The sequence below is a fragment of the Streptomyces alanosinicus genome (assembly GCF_014650595.1).
Lineage (GTDB): Bacteria > Actinomycetota > Actinomycetes > Streptomycetales > Streptomycetaceae > Streptomyces > Streptomyces alanosinicus.
Map to the genome: position 1 here is coordinate 311,942 of NZ_BMVG01000003.1, position 16,807 is coordinate 328,748.

General features: G+C 73.3%; 11 protein-coding genes and 2 pseudogenes. 5 read left to right on the forward strand and 8 right to left on the reverse strand.

The features are described from left to right. Window positions 1-105: 105 nt before the first annotated feature. Window positions 106-788, reverse strand: a pseudogene (locus IE277_RS09990) (hypothetical protein). 130 nt (window positions 789-918) lie between these two features. Then, window positions 919-1,721: pseudogene (locus tag IE277_RS09995) on the reverse strand (Tat pathway signal sequence domain protein). 196 nt (window positions 1,722-1,917) lie between these two features. Here IE277_RS09995 and glgX point away from each other — a divergent pair. Further along, on the forward strand, window positions 1,918-4,026 hold the full coding sequence (gene glgX / locus IE277_RS10000; protein ID WP_189950642.1) for a glycogen debranching protein GlgX: 2,109 nt from the start codon (window positions 1,918-1,920) through the stop codon (window positions 4,024-4,026). 303 nt (window positions 4,027-4,329) lie between these two features. Continuing rightward, window positions 4,330-6,705 carry a malto-oligosyltrehalose synthase gene (treY, locus tag IE277_RS10005; protein ID WP_189950644.1) on the forward strand — a complete coding sequence of 792 codons (2,376 nt, stop codon included), beginning with the start codon at window positions 4,330-4,332 and terminating at the stop codon, window positions 6,703-6,705. 37 nt (window positions 6,706-6,742) lie between these two features. Here treY and IE277_RS10010 read toward each other — a convergent pair whose 3' ends face one another. After that, window positions 6,743-7,681: a LysR family transcriptional regulator gene (locus IE277_RS10010; RefSeq protein ID WP_229881151.1), complete on the reverse strand. Its 939-nt coding sequence runs from the start codon at window positions 7,679-7,681 to the stop codon at window positions 6,743-6,745. Between the two features lie 96 nt (window positions 7,682-7,777). On the opposite strand from IE277_RS10010, the gene lpdA reads away from it, so the two are divergent. Next, window positions 7,778-9,268 (forward strand): dihydrolipoyl dehydrogenase, encoded by a 1,491-nt coding sequence (gene lpdA / locus IE277_RS10015; RefSeq protein ID WP_189950646.1) that lies wholly within the window; start codon window positions 7,778-7,780, stop codon window positions 9,266-9,268. A gap of 137 nt (window positions 9,269-9,405) precedes the next feature. Further along, window positions 9,406-10,656, forward strand: coding sequence for a M14 family zinc carboxypeptidase (locus IE277_RS10020; protein WP_189950649.1), 1,251 nt, complete (start codon window positions 9,406-9,408; stop codon window positions 10,654-10,656). Window positions 10,657-10,705: 49 nt separating this feature from the next. Here IE277_RS10020 and IE277_RS10025 read toward each other — a convergent pair whose 3' ends face one another. Both IE277_RS10025 and IE277_RS10030 read right to left on the reverse strand, forming a co-directional pair. Continuing rightward, a complete protein-coding gene (locus IE277_RS10025) occupies window positions 10,706-11,131 on the reverse strand; it encodes a subtilase-type protease inhibitor (protein WP_189950650.1) in 426 nt (141 codons plus the stop codon). 108 nt (window positions 11,132-11,239) lie between these two features. After that, window positions 11,240-11,791 carry an FHA domain-containing protein gene (locus IE277_RS10030; protein WP_189950652.1) on the reverse strand — a complete coding sequence of 184 codons (552 nt, stop codon included), beginning with the start codon at window positions 11,789-11,791 and terminating at the stop codon, window positions 11,240-11,242. A gap of 191 nt (window positions 11,792-11,982) precedes the next feature. Here IE277_RS10030 and treZ point away from each other — a divergent pair, with 191 nt between their 5' ends. Further along, the gene (gene treZ / locus IE277_RS10035; protein WP_189950654.1) at window positions 11,983-13,728 is read left to right on the forward strand and encodes a malto-oligosyltrehalose trehalohydrolase; all 1,746 of its coding nucleotides are present in this window, start codon (window positions 11,983-11,985) and stop codon (window positions 13,726-13,728) included. A 19-nt stretch (window positions 13,729-13,747) separates the two neighbouring features. Here the strand turns inward: treZ and IE277_RS10040 are convergent, their stop codons facing one another. The 3 genes from IE277_RS10040 to IE277_RS10050 all read right to left on the reverse strand — a co-directional run bounded on the left by IE277_RS10040 (window position 13,748) and on the right by IE277_RS10050 (window position 16,795). Further along, complete coding sequence (locus IE277_RS10040) at window positions 13,748-14,686, reverse strand: aminoglycoside phosphotransferase family protein (RefSeq protein WP_189950656.1); 939 nt, start codon at window positions 14,684-14,686, stop codon at window positions 13,748-13,750. Between the two features lie 82 nt (window positions 14,687-14,768). Next, window positions 14,769-15,896 (reverse strand): aminopeptidase P family protein, encoded by a 1,128-nt coding sequence (locus tag IE277_RS10045; protein ID WP_189950658.1) that lies wholly within the window; start codon window positions 15,894-15,896, stop codon window positions 14,769-14,771. A gap of 323 nt (window positions 15,897-16,219) precedes the next feature. Then, window positions 16,220-16,795, reverse strand: a complete 576-nt coding sequence (locus IE277_RS10050) for a PDZ domain-containing protein (RefSeq protein WP_189950659.1) — start codon at window positions 16,793-16,795, stop codon at window positions 16,220-16,222. Window positions 16,796-16,807 lie beyond the last annotated feature (12 nt).

Below are 16,807 nucleotides of genomic sequence, written 5' to 3' on the forward strand. Positions count from 1 at the left end.
CCTTCCGCCCCCCGGGCCTTTCCCGTCTCAACGATCAAGGAAGGGTACTCCGCGAGAGGTCGGCGGTGCAGCCGGATGGACAGGTCGGTTTCTCAACTGTTTTCCTCAACTCGGCCACCCCCAATGGCCGTTCTGCCACGTCGGGTCACGGGGAGTGAGCGGATTCATAGCGGTGACGTCCCTCGGTGCGATGGCGAAGCCCTGCCAGTGCACCGGCAGGGGCTGTTGGTCCTCGTCCCGCGCGATGTGGTGGAAGCCGACGTTCATCCAGATCACCGGGTGGGTCAGGGTCTGTCCGTCGACCCAGTTGTCCACGGACGAGGGATGTCCGTGGCCGCACCTGGGGTTGTCACTGGCGATGGTGCCGTCGTCCTGGAAGCGCCACTCGGTGATGTACTCGTACCAGCCGACCTGGTGGACGGTGCAGACGAGGAAGTCCTTGCCCTGGGTCTGATACACCCTGTCGGTGCCGGCGTCGTGCATGCGGTAGGGGTGGCCGCGCGAACGGGTGGTCGCGCACAGTCCGTTGACGGTCGCACGGGCCGGGTCGACGGGGTCGGGCAGCTTGACGGACTTGAGCATGCCGCCGGGGTGGTGCCGCCGGAGAGCTTCTGTTCGAGGCGGTGGGCGGCGCTGCAGTCGGGTGCGGGTGCGCCGGTGGCCGCTCTCGGCCGGGCGGCCGCCGGGCCCGCCGTGGTCGTCGCGCCGACGGTCAGCGCGGCCACGGCCAGTACGGCGGCCGCCACCGCGCGGACCCGGCGGACCCGACGGTCGGAGACAAGACGCATATCGAGCCGCACGGGCATGTCGAGCCGCACGGGCATGGCGGGCTTCGCGGGCGTGCCGGGCTTCACAGGCATGACGAGATGACTCCCTTGCCGAAGGCGCTTGGAGCTGCGAGTGGGCGGAACCGGCCGGTCAGCCGTGGTCGAGGGCGGCCACCTGGCGCGTGCTCAGGTCGATCACCAGGGACCTGGTGTCGATCCAGGGCCCGTTCCTGCCCTTGGTGAACAGCCGGACGCACCGGTGCGCGCCGCACCGGTCGAGGACCGCGGGACCGCGGGCTGGGCGCCCGGAGCGGCCCGGTAGACACCGCCGCTCAGCAGCAGCTGGTCCGGGGGGCTGAGTTCCCTGCCGGTGGCGTCCTTGTAGTCCGCCTTCAGGCCCGCGCCGAGCGGAGCCGCGATCAGCAGCCGGGCGGCCTCGGTGTTCTCGGCCCCACTGGGCGGCGGCCGGACGCCCCGCTGCGTGTCGCTCCGCTCGGCCTTGCCGGTGTCCAGGTCGACGGTCGTGGTGACGAGGGTGTCGTCCTCGTAGTCGTGGAAGGTGACGGCGGCCCGTCGGGGCGCGTGGGGTCCGTCGCTCTCGCCGGCCTCGGGTTCGGCGAGGTCGACGCTCAGCCGCTGCGGCCCGCGGCCGCCGTCGGCACTCTCGCCGGTGTTCGGCGGCTGCCGGTTCAGGGCGATCTTCTCGGCCCGCCGGATCCCGTCGTCGGTCAGCGGATCCCGGCCGGTGCCCCTGGCGCCCTCGGCGGGCGCCCGTTCGACGACCGCGGGCCGGACTCCGTCCGGCCCCTGACCTGCCTGTGTCCCCCCGCTGCCCGCCCCTGGTGGCGTTTTTGCCCCCGCCGTGCCCGGCCGGGTGACCGCGGCCATCGCGGCGGTCCCCACGGCCGCGACGGCCACTGACTTCCCCAGATGGCGGTGCACTGTCTCACGCACGCTGTCCCCCTACTCCCCGTGGTCCTCGGGGAGTAGGTGTTGCCCCACTGGTTCGGCACACGGCGGCCACAAGAACCACCGCGTGCGCCGGTCGGTGGGTAAGAGGGACGTAAGTCAGGGGAGGTTCCGTCACTTTCGGGCAGACTCGGGGCCAAGGCGGCCCCCGCGCGACGGCACACCTGGGAGAGTCGTATCCATGCAGGTCTGGCCTGGACAGGCGTATCCGCTCGGCGCCACCTACGACGGCGCCGGAACGAACTTCGCGGTCTTCACGGAGGCCGCTGACCGAGCAGAGCTGTGTCTGCTGCACGACGACGGCTCCGAGACGGCGGTGGAACTGCGCGAGAGCGATGCTTTCGTGCGGCACGCGTACGTGCCGGGCGTGATGCCGGGGCAGCGCTACGGGTTCCGGGTGCACGGCCCGTACGACCCCGGGCGCGGGCTGCGCTGCAACTCCGCGAAGCTGCTGCTCGACCCGTACGCGAAGGCGATCAGCGGCGCGATCCGGTGGGGCGAGGAGGTGTACGGCTACCACTTCGGCGCCCCGGACAGCCGCAACGACCTGGACTCGGCGCCGCACACCATGGCCTCGGTGGTGATCAACCCGTACTTCGACTGGGGCGACGACCGGCCGCCGCGCACCGAGTACCACCACACGGTGATCTACGAGGCCCATGTCAAGGGGCTGACCATGCGTCATCCGGGGCTGCCGGAGGAGCTGCGCGGCACCTATGCGGCGCTCGCGCATCCGGCGATCGTCGAGCATCTGACGAAGCTCGGGGTGACGGCCCTGGAGCTGATGCCCGTTCACCAGTTCGTGAACGACCACCGGCTGGCCGATCTGGGCCTGAGCAACTACTGGGGCTACAACACGGTCGGTTTCTTCGCCCCGCACAACGCCTACGCCTCCTGGGGCGACCGCGGACAGCAGGTCCTGGAGTTCAAATCGGCGGTCCGGGCGCTGCACGAGGCCGGGATCGAGGTCATCCTGGACGTCGTCTACAACCACACCGCCGAGGGCAACCATCTGGGCCCGACGCTGTCCTTCAAGGGCATCGACAACCCGCGCTACTACCGGCTCACGGACGATCCCCGCTACTACATGGACACCACGGGCACCGGGAACTCGCTGCTCATGCGGTCCCCGCACGTGCTCCAGCTGATCATGGACTCGTTGCGGTACTGGGTGACCGAGATGCATGTCGACGGCTTCCGCTTCGACCTCGCGGCGACCCTGGCCCGGCAGTTCCACGAGGTGGACCGGCTGTCGTCGTTCTTCGACCTGGTGCAGCAGGACCCGGTGGTCTCCCAGGTGAAGCTGATCGCCGAGCCCTGGGACGTGGGCGAGGGCGGCTACCAGGTGGGCAATTTCCCGCCGCTGTGGACCGAGTGGAACGGCAAGTACCGGGACACGGTACGGGACCTGTGGCGGGGCGAGCCGCGCGCGCTCGCGGAGTTCGCCTCCCGGCTGACCGGCTCCTCCGACCTCTACCAGGACGACGGCCGCCGCCCGCTGGCCTCGATCAACTTCGTCACCTGCCACGACGGCTTCACGCTGAGCGACCTGGTCTCGTACAACGACAAGCACAACGCGGCCAACGGCGAGGACAACCGGGACGGCGAGAGCCACAACCGGTCCTGGAACTGCGGGGCGGAGGGCGAGACCGACGATCCGCAGGTGCTGCGGCTGCGTGCCCGGCAGATGCGCAACTTCATGGCCACGCTGATGCTGTCCCAGGGCGTGCCGATGATCAGTCATGGGGATGAGTTCGCCCGCACCCAGCGCGGCAACAACAACGCCTACTGCCAGGACAACGAGATCGCGTGGGTGGGCTGGCCGGAGGACGACCGGGAGCTGCTGGAGTTCACGCGCGCGATGGTGTGGCTGCGCCGGGACCATCCGGTGCTCCGCCGGCGCCGCTTCTTCCACGGCCGTCCGGTGGAGGGCACCCATGACGAGCTGTCCGACATCGCCTGGTTCACCCCGGAGGGTTCGGAGATGACCCAGCGGGACTGGGACTCGGCGCCCGCGTCGGCGCTGACGGTGTTCCTGAACGGCAACGCGATCTCCGAGCCCGGTCCGCGCGGGGAGCGCATCACCGACGACTCCTTCCTGCTGATGTTCAACGCCTCCCCCGGCCCGCTGGACTTCCTGGTGCCGGTCAACCACGGCCGGCAGTGGCAGGTGGTCGTCGACACGGCCCATCCGGAAGAGGTGGCGGCGGGACCGGGCACGAAGGTCGCGGCGGGCGACCGGATCACCTTGCCCGACCGGAGCCTGACGGTGCTGCAACGGCCGGCCTAGGGCGTGTTGCGAAAGTCCCGTCGTCCGCCCGGAGGGCGGGCCGAGCGGCGTCTGGTGCGTGCTCTGGGGGTCCCCCCGGCCGGAGGCTGGGGGAGTGCCGGGCGGAAGCCCTCGTACTGGTTGTACGTGGGTTTTCGCCCGGCACGCCGAGAGTGCGTGCCAGGCGTCGGGCGGCAGGCAGCAGGCAGCAGGCAGCAGGCGGGACTTTCGCAACACGCCCTAGGGGTGTCCCCGTGCCGGCACACGTGGGTGCGGGCGGGGGGCGATGACAGGAAAGGCGGCGGGCTGGGTACGTAGGACTGCATGACGTCTGCGCGACCCGGTCCGGAGGTGCCCACGGCCACCTACCGGCTGCAGCTCCAGCCCGCCTTCCCGTTCGCCGCCGCGGCCGCGGCCGTACCGTACCTGGCGTCGCTCGGGGTCTCGCATCTGCACCTGTCCCCCGTCCTGGAGGCCGTGCCGGGTTCCCCGCACGGCTACGACGTGGTGGACCACGCGCGCGTGCGCGAGGAACTGGGCGGCGAGGAGGGCCTGCGGTCGCTGGCGCGGACCGCGCGGGAGCACGGTCTGGGCCTGGTGGCCGACATCGTGCCGAACCACATGGCGATGTCGCCCCGGCACAACCACGCCCTGTGGGAGGTGCTCCGCGAGGGGCCCGGCTCGCCGTACGCACGCTGGTTCGACATCGACTGGGAGGCGCGGGACGGGCGGGTGCTGCTGCCCGTGCTGGGCGGTCCGGTCGGCTCGCAGCTGACGGACCTCGTGGTCGACGGTGACGTGCTGCGCTATCACGAGCATGCCTTCCCGCTGCGCGCCGGCACGGCCCGGCTGCCGCTGCCGGAGCTGCTGGACGCCCAGTGGTACCGCCCGGTGTGGTGGCGGCTGGCCCGCACCGAGCTGAACTACCGGCGGTTCTTCAGCATCTCGGAGCTGATCGGGGTGCGCGTGGAGGATCCCGAGGTGTTCGACGCCACGCACACCAAGATCCTCCAGCTGCTCGGCGAGGGCGTGCTCGACGGGCTGCGCGTCGACCACCCCGACGGCCTCGCCGACCCCGACGGCTATCTGAAGCGGCTGCACGAGGCGGCCGGCGGGCGCTGGACGGTGGTGGAGAAGATCCTCGCCGACGGCGAGCGGCTGCCGGATTCCTGGCCCGTCGCGGGCACCACCGGCTACGACGCCCTGCGCCAGGTCGACGGCCTGTTCACGGACCCGACCGGGGCGTACGAACTGCTGGGCCGGTACCGGGCGTTCGCGGCACCGCAGACGGACCGGGGCGGGAACTGGGAGGCGACGGTACGACGGGCCGCCTACAAGGTGCTCACGCACGAGCTGGCCGCCGAGACCGACCGGCTCACCCGGGTCGCCACCCGGCTGTGCGCGGCCGCGCCGGACCTGGCCCTGCGCGACCGCGCTCCCTGGGCGCTGCGCACGGCCGTGGAGGAGCTGCTGGTCCGGATGCGGGTGTACCGGCCGTACCCCTCGGGTGACGCCGCCGCCGTGGTCACCGAGGAGGCCGCCGAGGAGGCCCGGCTCGCCTTCGCGGTGGCCGAGGAGGCGGGGGCGGTCGGCATCGTGCGCGGGCTGCTGGTCGAGCCGCCCGGTGACGGATCGGCCGCGGATCACGCCGACCGGGTGGAGTTCCGTACCCGGTTCGCGCAGACCGCGTCGGCCCTGCGCGCCAAGTCGGTGGAGGACACCGCGTTCTACCGGTACGTGCCGCTGCTGTCGGCGACCGAGGTGGGCGGCGATCCGGGCCGGCCGGGGGTGTCCCCGGAGGACTTCCACGCCCACTGCGCGCGCGTGCAGCGCGACTGGCCGGTCACCGGCACGGTGGTCTCCACACATGACACCAAGCGCAGCGCCGATGTCCGCGCCGCGCTGGCCGTGCTCACCGAATGCCCGGACCGGTGGGCGGAGCTGCTGGCCGAGGTGGGCCGCTCCGAGGAGGAGCTGGGCGTGCCGGACGGGCAGCTGACCTGGGCGGCCTGGCAGACGGTGTTCGGGCTGGGGCCGGCCGGGGAGGAGCGGGTCCGGCGGGCGCTGCTGAAGCATGTGCGCGAGGCGGGCATGTACACCAGCTGGACGGAGCAGGAACCGCCGTACGAGGAGGCGGTGGCCGCGTTCGTCGCCGCCGGTCCCTGCGGGCCGCCAGGGGAGCGCGTGGCCGCGTTCCGCAAGGCCCTGGAGCCGCACATCCGGGCCAACGTCCTCGGCACCGCCCTGGTCCATCTGACGATGCCGGGGGTGCCGGACCTGTACCAGGGCACCGAGGGCGAGTACCGGGCGCTGGTGGACCCGGACAACCGGCGGCCGGTGGCGTTCCCGCCCGAGGCGCCCGGCGAGAAGGACGCGCTGACGGCGGCGGCGCTGCGGCTGCGGGCCCGCCGGGCGGACGTCTTCGGCGCGGGCGCGTCGTACGACCCGCTGCACGCCGAGGGCGCCGCGGCCGGGCACTGTCTGGCGTTCGCGCGCTCCGGCGAGGTGGTCACGGCGGTGACCCGGCTGTCGCTGCGGCTCGCGGAGGCGGGTGGCTGGCACGACACACGGCTGGCGCTGCCGCCGGGGCGGTGGGCGGATCTGCTCACGCCGGAGCGCGAATTCAGCGGCCACGCACGCGTGGCGGACCTTTTCGACCGGCTGCCGGTGGTGTTGCTGGAGCGCGGCCGGGAGGAGTAGGCGGCTCGGAGCAGGCGGCCTCGGAGCAGTCGGCGGCTCAGCGGGGGCCGGTGGACAGCCGGCACCGCTCGTACGGCCGTTGCGGCGGTGCTCCCAGCTCGGCCCAGGTGGCTCGCAGGAGGTCCACGAAGGCCTCGGCCGCTCCGGTGGGCGGCACGCGCGCGTAGACGGCCAGGGCGCGCTTCCAGGCCGGGTCCGGGGTGAGGATCACACAGTCCTCGCCGACGGCACCGCGTACGAGGTGGGCCGGGGCCGCGCACACCCCGACACCGGCGGCGGCCATCCGTACGGCCGTCGACGTGTGCTCGGTCCACACGGCGGTCCTCGGCCCGAACCCGGCCCGGCCGCAGGCCCAGTCGAGGAAGCGCGCACCGTGGACGACGGGTTCCATGGCGCAGCGGACCCAGGGCCGGTCCGCCAGTTCGGGGAGTGTCACCGTCGTACGGCCCGCGAGCCGGTCGTCGAACGGGACCACCAGGACGAGTTCCTCCTCCCCGACCGGGACGACGGTGCCGGGCCGGTCGGCGGGCTCCGGGCCGAAGGCCAGGTCGGCGGTGCCACGCTGCACGGCCTCCTCCAGTGCTTCGGCGGTGGCGTACTCGTGCAGGCGCAGCAGGACGCGGGGGCGGGCCGCGCGCCAGCGGGCGAAGACGTCGGGCAGGACGCCCACGGCGAGGGAGTGCAGGGTGGCGACGTGGAGTTCGCCGCCCTCGGCGCCGGCCGTGGCGCGGGCCGCGCGGCGGGCCTGCGCGGCGCTGCGGACGGCGAGTTCGGCGTGCGGCAGGAAGGCCCGCCCCATGGCCGTCAGGCGCACGCCGCGGGCCATGCGCTCCAGCAGGGCGCCGCCCACCGACTTCTCCAGGGCCTTGATCTGGTGCGAGAGCGCGGGCTGGGTGACGTGCAGGGCCTCGGCCGCGCGTGTGAACGACGCCTCATGGACGACCGTCACGAAGTACTCCATCTGCCGGAGGCTCAACTCCCTGCCCTCCCCGTCCATCCATAAATATCCTGCATGACTTCCACAAGAACATTGCCTTGGACTCATGACAAGGGGTGGACGGAAGGTGGACGCATGAGCACACGGACCACGAACACGACGGACGTCCTCGTCATCGGCGGCGGCACGGGCGGGTACAGCACCGCCCTGCGCGCCGCCGCCCTCGGTCTGGACGTCGTCCTCGTCGAACGCGACAAGGTCGGCGGCACCTGTCTGCACCGGGGCTGCATACCGAGCAAGGCGATGCTGCACGCCGCCGAACTGGTCGACGGCATCGCCGAAGCACGCGAGCGGTGGGGCGTGAAGGCCACGCTGGACTCGGTCGACTGGGCGGCGCTGGTGGCCACACGGGACGACATCGTGGCGCGCAACCACAAGGGGGTCGAGGCGCATCTGGCGCACGCCGGGGTACGAGTGGTGCGGGGCAGCGCACGGCTGACGGGTACGCGTACGGTGCGCGTGGAGGGCGTGCCGACGGATTCCACGCCCGGCGCGCCGTCCATGCCCGCGCCCGGCGCGCAGCACGAGATCGCGCCCGGCGTGCACGACTTCACCGCGCGCCGCGGGATCGTCCTCGCGACCGGCTCGCGCCCGCGCACGCTCCCGGGCTTCGCCCCGGACGGGCGCCGCGTGGTGACCAGTGACGACGCGCTGTTCGCGCCGGGGCTGCCCGCGTCCGTCCTGGTGCTGGGCGGGGGCGCGATCGGTGTGGAGTACGCCTCCTTCCACCGGTCCATGGGCGCGGAGGTCACCCTGGTCGAGGCCGCGGACCGGATCGTGCCCCTGGAGGACCCCGACGTGAGCCGTCATCTGACGCGTGGTCTGAAGAAGCGCGGGATCGACGTGCAGGCGGGCGCACGGCTGCTGGACGCGGAGGTGCGGGAGAACGGCGTACGCGCGCGTGTGCGCACCGCGCGCGGCGAGACGCGCGCGGTGGAGGCGGAGCGGCTGCTGGTGGCGGTCGGCCGGGTGCCGGTCACCGAGGGGCTCGGGCTGGAGGCGGCCGGTCTGACGACGGACGAGCGGGGGTTCGTCGTACCGGCCGACTGGGGGCGGCTGGAGACGGCCGTGCCGGGCATCCATGCCGTCGGGGATCTGTTGCCGCCGCCGTCGCCGGGCCTCGCGCACGCCTCGTTCGCCGAAGGCCTGCTGGTCGCCGAGACACTGGCGGGCCTGGCGTCGGCCCCGGTGGACTACGGGGCGGTGCCCCGGGTGACGTACTCGTCGCCGCAGACCGCCTCGGTGGGGCTGAGCGAGACGGAGGCACGCGCACGTGGGTCCGAGGTCGAGGTGAACACGATGCCGCTGACCGCCGTGGCCAAAGGGATGGTGCACGGCCAGGGCGGCATGGTGAAGGTCGTCGCCGAGGCCGGCGGCGGACAGGTGCTCGGCGTGCACCTGGTCGGCCCGCACGTGTCCGAGATGATCGCCGAGAGCCAGCTGATCGTCGGCTGGGACGCCGAGCCCGCGGACGTGGCCCGGCATGTGCACGCGCACCCCACGCTGTCGGAGGCCGTCGGCGAGGTGTTCCTGACCCTCGCGGGACGCGGTCTGCACCAGCAGTGAGCGCACGGCACACACCGCCCGGAACGCGCCCCGCGCCTGTGTCCGGGCGCCCCCGGTAGCCTCCCCCGCCGGATGCTTGACAGTTCACCCGTCGCGTGCGGGACTTGGAGGGCGAAGCCGGGCGGAACAAGTCGGGGGTGAGTCTTCTGCCGGAGCTGCGCTACCCCAGTGTTCCCGAACTGATCGCCTCCGCACAGGCGTTGGCCGCTCAGGGACCAGGGCTGTGCTCGCTCAGGCAAGTGGGCGTCTCACGCGCGGGAAGACCCTTGCACCTGCTGTCGGTGGGGCACGCCCGGCGAGCGGTGCTGGTGGTGGCCGGCGCCCATGCCAACGAACCGACCGGGGGCTCCACCCTGCGGGTGCTGGCCGAACGCGTACTGGCCGAGCGGGAGTTGCGGACGGACACGTCCTGGCATTTCCTGCTCTGCGCGGATCCCGACGGCGCGAGCCTGCATGTCACACCGGCGCCGCGCAGTCTGCTCGACTACCACCTCGGCTTCTACCGGCCGACGGGCGCGGAACAGCCGGAGTGGTCGCCGTCCGTGCTGCCGCCGGACCGGCTGCCGCCCGAGACCCGGGCCCTGACCGGGGTCATCGACGAGTTGCGGCCCTACCTCCAGGTGACCCTGCACGGCACCGATCTGGGCGGCAGCTGGGTGCAGTTGACCCGGGACGTGCCGGGGCTCGCCGAGCCGTTCGCCAAGTCCGCCGCGCAACTGCACATCCCGGTGGAGACGGGTGCCTCGGACGCCGCCGGCTGGCCGGCCTCCGGCCCCGGGGTGCATGTCATGCCCGGCCCGGAGACCGGTGCGGCCTACCCGAGCATGCCGGACGACGCGCGGCACAGCACCTGGTACCACGCGCACCGCTACGGCGGTCTGACGGCCGTGGTGGAGGTGCCGATGTGGGCGAGCGACCTGGTGGACGATCCGGCACCGCACCCGGCGCCGGCGGCGGCGATGCGGCGTCTGGCGCAGCGGCTGCTGCGGGACGCGCTGGAGGTGGAGGGGGTGCTCACCGAGGCGCTGCCCCGCCTCGACGGCGTGGACGGCCCGCTGCTGCGGGCGGCGCGCTGGGCACTGGAGCTGATCCCGGGCCTGGCCGAGGACTGGACCCGGACGCCGCCCGCCGGCTCGACCATGGCGTACGTCGGCAGTGTGGACGCCTTCGGGCGGCGGCTGCCGCTGCGGGCGGCGGCGATGCTGCTGCGGGTGCTGCGCGAGACGGACGACCGGGCGGCGCCGGGCCTGGAACAGCTCGTCGCCGCGTGGTGCGATGCCTTCGCGGCCCGCTTCAGGGCCCGCTGGGTGCCGTTGGAGCACCAGGTGGAGCATCAGTCCCGTACGGTGCTCGTGGCGGCGCAGCAGGCCAGGGAGCGGTTCGTATGAGCCCCCCGCGCCCCGGCACCCGGCGCCCCGCGCCGCCCGGCAGCCGGGCTCAGTGCTCCGTGGCGAACACCGCTCCCGTGCGTGCCTCCATGGCGCACTTGTTGGAGAAGGTCTTCTGGTAGTCGACCGGCCGGCCGTTCCACTGTCCGTGCGCGTGGACGGTCACGGGGGCGTAGATCATCGAGCAGATGACCTTCTTCTGCTCGATGCGCGTGATGTCGCCGTCGGCGGCCGCGAGTTCGCCGCAGGCCTCGGCCGCGCGCGCGTACCCCAGGGGCAACGGGTCGCACAGCAGCAGCGTGCCGTGCCGGTCGCCGCTCTGGGCGGTCTCACCGCGGACGACGGTGAGGTAGAGCCAGTTGTCGGTGAGCGGGAACGCCGTGCGGGGTGCCGCCTGGGCCGGGGCCGCGGCGAGGAGACCGGCACAGGCCAGCAGGGCGCCGGCGGCCGTGGTCAGTCGGGTGATGTACGTCATGACCGATGCATCGGCACACGGGGCGGCGTTCCACAGCCCGGCTCACCCGATCGGTCCGGCGCGCGCCCGTGCGGGTGAGCCGGTCCGGGCCCGGCCGGCCGGCGCCGCTCAGCTCATGGCGAGCCGGAACGCCATCCGGCCGAACGCGACCTGGTCGCCCTCGCGGACGACGGCCGAACCGATCACGCGGCGGCCGTTGACCGTGGTGCCGTTGGTGGAGCCGAGGTCGCGCAGGACCCACATGCCGCCCTGGCGGCTGAGTTCGGCGTGCACGCGGGAGACGGTCTCGTGGTTCAGGCGCAGCCCGTTGGCCGGGTCGCGGCCTATGCGCAGGGGGTGGGTGTGCGCGGGGCTCGGCAGCAGCAGTTTGGGCAGCCGCTCGGCCTGCCAGGCCCGGCGCAGCCGTACGGTGAACCCGGAGACGGCCTCGACGCTGCCGAGGACCACGCGGGAGAAACGGTTCTCGCGGGGCAGGTCGGCGACGAGGGCGGCCAGTTCGTCGCTGCGGCGGGCGGCCAGCGCCAGCTCCATGCGGCGCACGAACGTGTCGTGCGAGAGCCGGCCCATGGCGACGCCGTCACGCAGCACCTGGAGCGCCTTGTCACGCTCCGCGTCGGACAGCCGCGCGGGATAGGTGGAGAACTCGAAGGACGACGTCACGCAGGTGATTGTCGGGCAGTGAACCCCGGGTGTCCAGAAAACGGGGAATCGGCGCCGAACGGCGCGTACACCCACGACACCACCGGGAAAGGGCGCAATCGGAATGCGGATCGATCGTCCGGGCGGGCACGATGGGGACGCGGGACATCACGGTGAGCAGGCGATCCGTCGCAGACGAAGGGGAACCGTCCGTGCAGTTCGAGGTGTGGGCACCGCAGGCAGACCGAGTGACGCTCCATTGCGGGGGCGGTACGCGCGCGTTGACGCGCGATCCCGAGCGCGCGGGCTGGTGGACGGGGGAGGCGGAGGCCGAGGACGGCACCCGGTACGGGTTCGCGCTGGACGACTCCGCCGTGCTGCCCGATCCGCGCTCGCGCCGCCAGCCGGACGGCCCGGACGGGCTGAGCGCGGTCGTGGACCACGGGCGCCACGCGTGGCGGGCGCGATGGGCGGGCCGCGGACTGCCGGGTGCCGTGCTGTACGAGCTGCATGTGGGCACGTACACCGCCGAGGGCACCCTGGACGCGGCGGCCGCCCGGCTGGAGCACCTGGTGGAACTGGGCATCACACATGTGGAGTTGATGCCGCTGTGTCCGTTCCCCGGACGGCACGGCTGGGGGTACGAGGGTGTGTCGCTGTGGGCGGTGCACGAGCCGTACGGCGGCCCGGAGGCGCTGAAACGCTTCGTCGACCGGGCGCACGAACTCGGTCTCGGCGTGGTCCTGGATGTCGTGCACAACCACCTGGGCCCGTCCGGCAACCATCTGCCCGCCTACGGGCCGTACTTCACCGACACGCACCACACCCCGTGGGGTGCGGCGGTGAACCTGGACGCGCCCGGCTCGGACGAGGTGCGCGCCTTCCTCGTGGGCAGCGGGCTGGCGTGGCTGCGGGACTACCGGATCGACGGGCTGCGGCTGGACGCGGTGCACGCGCTGTGCGACACGCGCGCGTGCCATTTCCTGGAGGAGCTGTCGGCGGCCGTGGACGGGCTCGCCGGTGAGCTGGACCGGCCGCTGTTCCTGATCGCCGAGTCGGATCTGAACGACCCTCGGATCATCACCTCGCGCGCGGAGCACGGCCTCGGGCTGGACGCGCAGTGGAACGACGACTTCCACCACGCCCTGCACACCGCCCTGACCGGCGAGTCGCAGGGCTACTACGCGGACTTCGCCGAGGCTCCCTTCGCCGCCCTCGCCAAGACGCTGACCGGCGGGTACTTCCACGACGGCACGTACTCCAGCTTCCGGGGCCGGCATCACGGCCGGCCGCTGGACCGCGCGCGGACGGCCGGGCACCGGCTGCTCGGCTACGGCCAGACCCATGACCAGGTCGGCAATCGCGCCCGCGGCGACCGGCTCTCGGCCCGGCTCTCCCCCGGGCTGCTGGCCTGCGCGGCGACGCTGACGCTGACCTCGCCGTTCACGCCGATGCTGTTCATGGGCGAGGAGTGGGCGGCCGGCACGCCCTGGCAGTTCTTCACCGACCACACCGATCCGGTGCTGGCCGAGGCGGTACGGCGGGGCAGGCGCCGGGAGTTCGCGGCGCACGGCTGGGCCGAGGAGGACGTACCGGATCCACAGGACCCGGCGACCAGGGACCGCTCCGTCCTGGACTGGTCGGAACCGGCACGCGAGCCCCACGCGCGCGTGCTCGCCTGGTACCGGCGCCTGATCGCGCTCCGGCACGAGCAGCCCGACCTCACCGACCCGGACCTCGTGGACACGAGGGTGGCCTACGACGCGCAGGCCCGCTGGCTCGCCTTCCGGCGCGGTGACGTACGGGTGGCGGTGAACCTCGCCAAGGAACCGGCGGCGATCCCGCTGGGCTCCCGGCCCGCGCTGGTCCTCGCGGCCTGGGACCCGGTCGGCCCGCCGGGTGACGCCGGCCTTCTGCGGCTGCCCGGCGAGTCCTGCGTGATCCTCACCCAGCCCTGAGCCGGCGGAGGACGCCGTGCTACGGCTCCTGCTCGCTCTCCGTGAAGTCCGTCAAGCGCTCCAGCAGGATCGGCTCCCAGGCGCGCTCCAGCTGGGTGCGCAGGAGCGGCAGGGGGCTGTCGTCGCGGCCCTCCAGACGGTCGGCGAGCCGGACGACGGTGTCGCAGCGGGCCAGCCACAGGCCGCGCAGACAGGGGCGGGCGCCGTAGCCGGCGAGGGTGGCCGCGCGAACCGCCGCGCCGGAGCCGACCGCGAGGACGAGTCCGGCGATGTCCTCGGCCGGGTCCGCGACGGCCGCGTCGGTCCAGTCGAGGACGCCGCGCACCCTGCCGTCGGCGCTGACCACCAGATGCTCGCCCTTGAGGTCGTGGTGGACGAGGACGGCGGTGCCGGGCTGCGTGGCGAGCTGGGCCGCGGCGGGCGGGGTGAGCTGATGCATACGCGCGGCCTCGAACTCGTCGGCGGCGGCGAGGCGTTCGGCCGCGTGCACGGCCATGCGGCGCAGTGCCTCCAGGGAGCGCGGGGCGGTCCGTGGCACGCCGAGCGTCTCGGCCTGCCGTACCGGCACCGCGCGCAGCCCGCTGAGCAGCCCGGCGAGGTCGGCCTCCCCGACGGCCGAGACATCGTGCTCCTCGGCGCTGCCGCCGGGGATCGCGGTGTCGAGGGTGTAGCCGAGGCCCGGCGCCCATTCGCCGTGCGCCGCGCTGGCCGGCACGGTGACGGGCAGATGCGGCCGTACGAGATCGCGCACGCGCAGTTCGCGGCGCTGGCGTGCGGAGGCCTCGCGGTCGGTGGCGAGGCGCAGCACATGACGGGTGCCGACCCACCATGTGGAGTGCTCGCCGCCCTCCGTCACGGGCCGCACGTCGGGTCCCGCGGTACCGGCGCCGCCCTCCTTGAGCAGCGAACGGACCAGTCTGCGGACCGTGTCCGCGGTGGGTGTCGGTGCCTGGGTCATGGGTCGCGCGTCGCCGTTCCGGGATGTCGTCGAGTTCCGGGATGTCGTCGAAGAGGTGTCTCCTGAGTCGCCGTGTGGTCGCTCAGTCCACTATGACCATCTCGCGCGTGGTGGTGTTGAGGCGACGGCCGCCGTCCTCGGTCACCGTGACGATGTCCTCGATGCGCACCCCGAAGCGGCCGGGCAGATAGATGCCGGGCTCCACGGAGAAGCACATGCCGGGCACCAGGGGCTGTTCCTCGCCCTCGATCATGTACGGCGGCTCGTGCGTGGTGACGCCGATGCCGTGCCCGGTGCGGTGGATGAAGTACGTGCCGTACCCGGCGTCGGTGATCACCGCGCGGGCGGCACGGTCGACGTCCTGACAGGCCGCGCCGGGGCGTACGGCCTGGTAGCCCGCTTCCTGGGCCGCGCGCACGATGTCGTGCACCCGGCGCTCCTCCTCGGTCGGCTCGCCCACGTGGACCGTGCGGGTGGTGTCGGAGCCGTAGCCGTCCTTCAGGCCGCCGAAGTCCAGGACGACCATGTCGCCGTGGCGGATGAGGCGGTCGCCGACCTCATGGTGCGGATTGGCGCCGTTGGGGCCCGAGCCGACGATGGTGAAGTCGACCTGGGAGTGGCCGAAGCGGCGCAGCAGCGCGGCGAGGTCCCGACCGAGGTCGGTCTCGTGTCGGCCGGCGAAGGGAACTTTCCGGATCTCCTCGAACGTTGCGTCGGCAGCGGCTCCGGCCGCCGCGAGGAGTTCTACTTCGGCCGCGTCCTTGACGGCGCGCAGCATGGGGAGGGCGTCGGTGAGAGAGGCGTAGGACGTGTCGGGCAGCGTTCGCTGGAGGCCCAGCAGGTGCATGGCCCAGGTGTTGTCGCTGATGCCGAAGCGGCCCCGGCCGTCGAGGAGGGCGGCGGTGACGGCGTAGGGGTCCTTGCCGTCGGTCCAGTCGCGCAGGGCGAGCGCGGACGCGCCGGCCGCGTGCTCGGCGTCCGGGGCCTCCAGGGTCGGCACGACGAGCACGGGCTCGTGGCCCGGGGTGAGGACCAGCACGGTGAGCCGTTCGGTGACGGCCGTGGGTGTGTAGCCGGTGAGCCAGACCATGTCCGGTCCCGGTGCCACGAGCAGCCCCGCGAGGCCGGCGTCGGCCGCGGAGCGCACGGCACGCTCCATGCGGGCCTTGTAGTCGGCGGCGGTGAAGGGCGCGGGCGTACTACCGGTCATCCGGGCCTCCGGGCGCGGGTGCGGGAACGGGCGACGGCGTCTCGGGCAGCATCCTGCCCGGCCGGACAGGGGCGCGCGAGCCGGTCGCCGCTGCGTCCCGCGGAATACGGTCGGCGCGGAGGGGACTCGGCATGGGGCCATCATCGCGCGCGGCGCGGATGGTGACCAGCGGGTTTCCCAGAGCCACCGGAACGGCGGGGGCGGGGGTGACCGGGACGTCGCACGGCAGGGGCGCTCCCTGGTCCGCGCCTCACCCGGTCCCACGCCTCACCTGGTCCGAGTTGCCCAGCCCGTGCGTCGCACCGCCCGCGCGTCGCACCGGCTCAGGTCACCACGCCGGGGACGACCGCCAACTGCTGGTAGCCCCCGCTGCTGTGACGCACGGTGAGGACCACCGCCTTGCCGAGCCGGGCCCGGGCCACTGCCCGGGCGAGGTCGGCGGCGGTGTCGACACGGGCGGAGCCGAACTGCAGCAGGACGTCCCCGCGGATCAGACCGGCCGCGTAGCCGGGTCCGGGCACATGCACGCCCACGACCAGCGCGCCCGCCTTCCGCGCGTCGACGGCCTCGATGCCCAGGGTCGCCGCGGGCAGCGCGGCCGCGGCGGGGCCCGGGGTGCCGGCCGGTGCGGTGGGCGTGGCCCTCGCCGACGGCGCGGCCGACGGGGCCCGGCGTTGCAGCTCGGCCAGCCTGCTCATGCCGATCACAGTGGCCCCGACCGTGCCGATGCCCACGCCGGACAGCACCAGCACGGTGCCGGTGATCAGGCCGAACAGCGCGGTCCACAGCCGCCGTCCACGTCGGGGCGCGGCATGCGGGCGACGGGTGGGGCCCGGGGTGGTGCCCTCCCGTCGGTCCTGTCCTGGCATGGGCTTGGGACGCAACGCAGTCTGTTCCATGGTTCGCTCGCC

Bases quoted from the DNA above. Each gene is read 5' to 3' on its own strand.
- glgX (WP_189950642.1), top strand. From the start codon at position 1,918: ATGCAGGTCTGGCCTGGACAGGCGTATCCGCTCGGCGCCACCTACGAC.
- treY (WP_189950644.1), top strand. From the start codon at position 4,330: ATGACGTCTGCGCGACCCGGTCCGGAGGTGCCCACGGCCACCTACCGG.
- lpdA (WP_189950646.1), top strand. From the start codon at position 7,778: ATGAGCACACGGACCACGAACACGACGGACGTCCTCGTCATCGGCGGC.
- IE277_RS10025 (WP_189950650.1), bottom strand. From the start codon at position 11,131: ATGACGTACATCACCCGACTGACCACGGCCGCCGGCGCCCTGCTGGCC.
- IE277_RS10040 (WP_189950656.1), bottom strand. From the start codon at position 14,686: ATGACCCAGGCACCGACACCCACCGCGGACACGGTCCGCAGACTGGTC.
- IE277_RS10045 (WP_189950658.1), bottom strand. From the start codon at position 15,896: ATGACCGGTAGTACGCCCGCGCCCTTCACCGCCGCCGACTACAAGGCC.
- IE277_RS10050 (WP_189950659.1), bottom strand. From the start codon at position 16,795: ATGGAACAGACTGCGTTGCGTCCCAAGCCCATGCCAGGACAGGACCGA.